The sequence below is a fragment of the Aquipuribacter hungaricus genome, assembly GCF_037860755.1.
In the GTDB taxonomy this organism is placed as follows: domain Bacteria; phylum Actinomycetota; class Actinomycetes; order Actinomycetales; family JBBAYJ01; genus Aquipuribacter; species Aquipuribacter hungaricus.
This window is the reverse complement of the sequence record NZ_JBBEOI010000297.1, coordinates 1-3871: the sequence shown is the minus strand read 5'-3', so window position 1 is coordinate 3871 and position 3871 is coordinate 1. Positions and strand designations below refer to the sequence as shown.

Sequence of the window (3871 nt, the reverse complement as noted above, 5' to 3'; positions counted from 1 at the left end):
GCCGGCCGTCCAGCCGACGGCCCCGCCGACGAGCGCACCGACGACCAGGGCGGCCGCCCCGACCAGTCCCGCCGTCCGCCGCGACCCGCCCTGTCCGCCTGGCTGCGCACCGCCCGGGCGGGCACCCCTCGCGGCACCCGGACCAGCACCCCGCCCGGCGCCGGCGCCGCCCGTCGTGCCCTGCCTGCCGGGCGCCCGGCCCGGCCGCCCCGCGCCCGGAGTGCCTCGGTCTGCCGTCCTGGGTGCCACGAGACTCCTCTGTCCGTCGCTTCTGCCGCCTGCGAGCCTACTTCAGCAGTTCGTTGACACAACATCCTAATTCGACGTACGTTCGTCACGACGAGGTGGTCAGCGAGGACCGCCCGTGACATCCCCGGAGGACCCCGTGAACCGTCTGTCCCGCACCGCCCTCGCCGCCGCCGCAGGAGGAGCTCTCGCGCTCCCCATGCTGGTGGGCGCCCCCGCCCAGGCCGCCGAGGAGGACTACGAGGTCCTCGTCGTCGGCAAGACCCTCGGCTTCCGCCACTCGAGCATCGACGAGGCGACCACCGCGATCATCGCCCTCGGCGAGGCCAACGGCTTCACCGTCGACGTCTGGGACCCGCCCTCGACGAGCGGCCCCTTCGGCCCGTCGCCCGGGCAGCCGACCCGCACCCTGGCGAGCACGCCGTTCACCAGCGCGGACGACCTGGAGAAGTACGCGACCGTCGTCTTCGTCTCGACCGTCGACGGCACCAACAGCCTGGACCCCGCGATCCCGACGCTGCTCGACCCCTCCGAGCTCGCGGCGTTCCAGGGCTACATCCGTGACGGCGGGGGCTTCGCCGGCGTCCACGCCGCGACCGACTCCATGCACACGGTGCCCTGGTACGGCGGGCTCACCGGCGGCGGCGCGCGCTTCGTCAGCCACCCCCAGCAGCAGACCGCGGTGCAGCAGGTCGAGGACCGGACCCACCCCTCCACCCAGCACCTCGGCGACACCTGGACCCGGTTCGACGAGTGGTACAACTTCACGACCTCCCCCCGCCCGGTCGTGCGCGTCCTCACCAACCTCGACGAGACCACGTACACCGCCGGCCGCGGCGCCATGGGTGCCGACCACCCGCTGTCGTGGTGCCACAACTACGAGGGCGCCCGCTCCTGGTACACCGGCGGCGGCCACACCGAGGCCTCCTACGTGGAGCCCGCCTTCCTCACCCACCTGCTCGGCGGCATCGAGTGGTCCGCGGGCGCCGTCGACGGCGGCGGCGACTGCGTGACGTGGCTCGAGGTCGACTCGCTCCTCGCGGACCTGGTCGCCGACGGCTCCGTCAGCGCGCACGCCGCCGAGCAGATCGGCAAGCAGCTGGACAAGGCCCAGGCCGTCGCCGACACCGGCAACGGCGACCGCGCCGCCGCCCGCCTGGCCGCGGCCTCGGCCCAGGTCCGTGCGCACGTGCGCGACGCCGACGCCCGCGCGCTGCTGCAGGAGAAGGTCGCGGACCTGCGCACCTGGCAGTCCGCCAGCAGCTGACCGGCTCAGCCCCACCGGACCGACCCGGACGGCCCCGTCACCCCTCGCGGGTGGCGGGGCCGCTCTGCGTCCGGTGCATCGGCGGGCGCGGGATGGGTACTGCAGGACCCATGAGCGACAACCACACCGACGACCCGGGCACGACGAGCACGAGCAACGCGACCCCCGACGGCGGCACGACCTCCCCCGCGCCCGTCATCACCGGGGCCGAGACCTCCCTGACCGGGCCGACGCTCGGCCGGCCGTTCGCGCTGGTCACCGGCGCCTCCAGCGGCATCGGCCTGGAGCTCGCGGGCCAGCTGGCGGACGAGGGGCACGACCTGCTCGTCACCGCCGAGGACGACGCGCTCACCATCGCCGCCGACGGCCTGCGCGGCCGCGGCGCCGACGTGCTCGAGGTCCGCGCGGACCTGCGCACCCGCGAGGGCGTCGACGCCGTGTGGGAGGCGGCCACCGGCACCGGCCGCTCGCTCGACGTGGTGGCGCTCAACGCCGGGATCGGGCTGGGCGGGCCGTTCCTCGAGACCGACGTCGAGGAGGAGATGAGCATCGTCGACCTCAACATCGTCGCGAACATCCGCCTCGCCAAGCTCGTCCTGCGCAGCATGGTCGCCCGCGGCAGCGGCAAGGTCCTGGTCACCAGCTCCATCGCCAGCCAGATGCCGGGCACCTACCAGTCGGTCTACAACGCGTCGAAGTCGTTCCTGCAGTCCTTCACCGAGGCCCTGCAGGAGGAGCTCGAGGACTCCGGCGTCACCCTCACGCTGCTCATGCCCGGCCCCACGGACACCAACTTCTTCGCCCGCGCGCGGATGCTGGCCACGACCGTCGGCCGCGGCAGCAAGGACGACCCTCTGGTCGTCGCGAAGCAGGGCCTGCAGGCGCTGCGCGACGGCAAGGCGAAGATCGTCGCCGGCTCGCTGATGACCAAGGCGCAGGGCGTGGCCAACACCGTCCTGCCGGACCGGGTCAAGGCCAAGGCCCACCGCAAGATGGCGGAGGAGAAGTCCGACTGAGCACCGGCTGAGCACGGCCGAGCACCGGCGGGGCCCCTCGGTCGAGGGGCCCCGCCGTGGCGTGTCAGCGGGCGCTCACCTGCCGAAGTGGGACTTGGTGATGACGCCGTGGACCCCGACGGTCCGGTCGACGACCTGGGAGACCCGGAAGTCCGCGGCCGCGGACAGGTAGGCGTAGGCCACCGCGCGGTCCATGCCGAGCTCGGCCTCGAGGAAGTCCAGCGCGTTGACCACGGCCCGGCGCACGGCGACGTCCAGGTCGTTGACCTGGCCGCCGACGGAGCCGTCCGGGTCGCTGAGCCCGATCGGCACCCACGCCTCGGCCGTCTCGGCGAACGGGTAGCCGAACGCGACCTGCGGCGCGTCCCCGGCGCCCGGCTTGCAGACCGACAGCCGGAACGTCGCCCGCAGCGAGCCCTCCATCGCGGTGAGCGCGACCTCGCCGTCGCCCATCGCCATGTGCGGGTCGCCGACGTGGAACAGCGCCCCGTCGGCCACGACCGGGAGGTAGAAGGTCGAGCCGACGCCGAGCAGGCTGATGTCGATGTTCCCCCCGCCCAGCGTGGGCGGGATGGAGTTGAGCGCCAGGTCCGTGAGGCCGCCGGGCTGCGTCGCCACCCCCATGAGCCCCATGAACGGGTCGAGCGGGAACACCACCTCGCCGGTGCTGCCGACCGGCATCAGGCCGGACGCCACGCCGCGCCGGCTCTCGACGGGGGTGAAGACCGACACGTTGCCGTAGTCGCGCGGGTCGACGCCGGGGCCGCGCCCGTCCGTGCCGACCGGCGGCATGACCTCCTCCAGCGTGATCCCGGCGGGCGGGCCGGTGGGGGTCCGGGGCAGCGCGCCCTTGCCGTGCCGGCTGGACACCACGCCGTAGGGCACGCGGGGCAGGGCCGACAGGGTCTCCACCTTGAGGACGTCCCCGGGCGCGGCGCCGGAGACGAACACCGGCCCGGTGACCACGTGGGGGCCGTCGACGTCGAACGACCGGGCCGTGCGGTCGTAGTCGCGGGCCACCGCCACCGCGTCCTCGAGCACCCCGGCGCGGGGCACGCCGCGCTCGCCGAACCAGGCCACGGGGTCACGGCCCTGGTCCTCGAGGATGCCCTCGTGCGACACGGTGTCGATCGTCACCGTGGCCCCCGAGGGCACGGTGAGGACGGGCTCGCTGTCGACGGAGGGCACGTAGCCCCACCGGACGTCGTCGGGCGTCGAGGCGAGGTAGTGCTCGCCGTCGATCCGGCCGCGCCCCGGCTGCAGGACGTCCCGGGGCAGCTGCACCCTCGGCGGGCGGGGCGCCGCCGCGGCGGGCGACGCGGCCGCCGCGGCCCCGGCGAGC

3 protein-coding genes are annotated in these 3871 nt (G+C 74.6%); 2 read left to right on the top strand and 1 reads right to left on the bottom strand.

The features are described 5' to 3' along the window. Positions 1-364 precede the first annotated feature (364 nt). Together WCS02_RS18485 and WCS02_RS18480 are read left to right on the top strand one after the other, a co-directional pair. Positions 365-1513 (top strand): ThuA domain-containing protein, encoded by a 1149-nt coding sequence (locus tag WCS02_RS18485; protein ID WP_340295757.1) that lies wholly within the window; start codon positions 365-367, stop codon positions 1511-1513. 110 nt (positions 1514-1623) lie between these two features. Continuing rightward, positions 1624-2529 (top strand): SDR family NAD(P)-dependent oxidoreductase, encoded by a 906-nt coding sequence (locus tag WCS02_RS18480; protein WP_340295756.1) that lies wholly within the window; start codon positions 1624-1626, stop codon positions 2527-2529. 75 nt (positions 2530-2604) lie between these two features. On the opposite strand, the gene WCS02_RS18475 is transcribed toward WCS02_RS18480, so the two are convergent. Continuing rightward, on the bottom strand, positions 2605-3871 hold a 1267-nt coding region (locus WCS02_RS18475), incomplete at its 5' end, for an acetamidase/formamidase family protein (protein WP_422665436.1).

Excerpts from the sequence above, each read along its gene's own strand:
- WCS02_RS18480 (WP_340295756.1), top strand. The coding sequence starts at position 1,624 with ATGAGCGACAACCACACCGACGACCCGGGCACGACGAGCACGAGCAAC.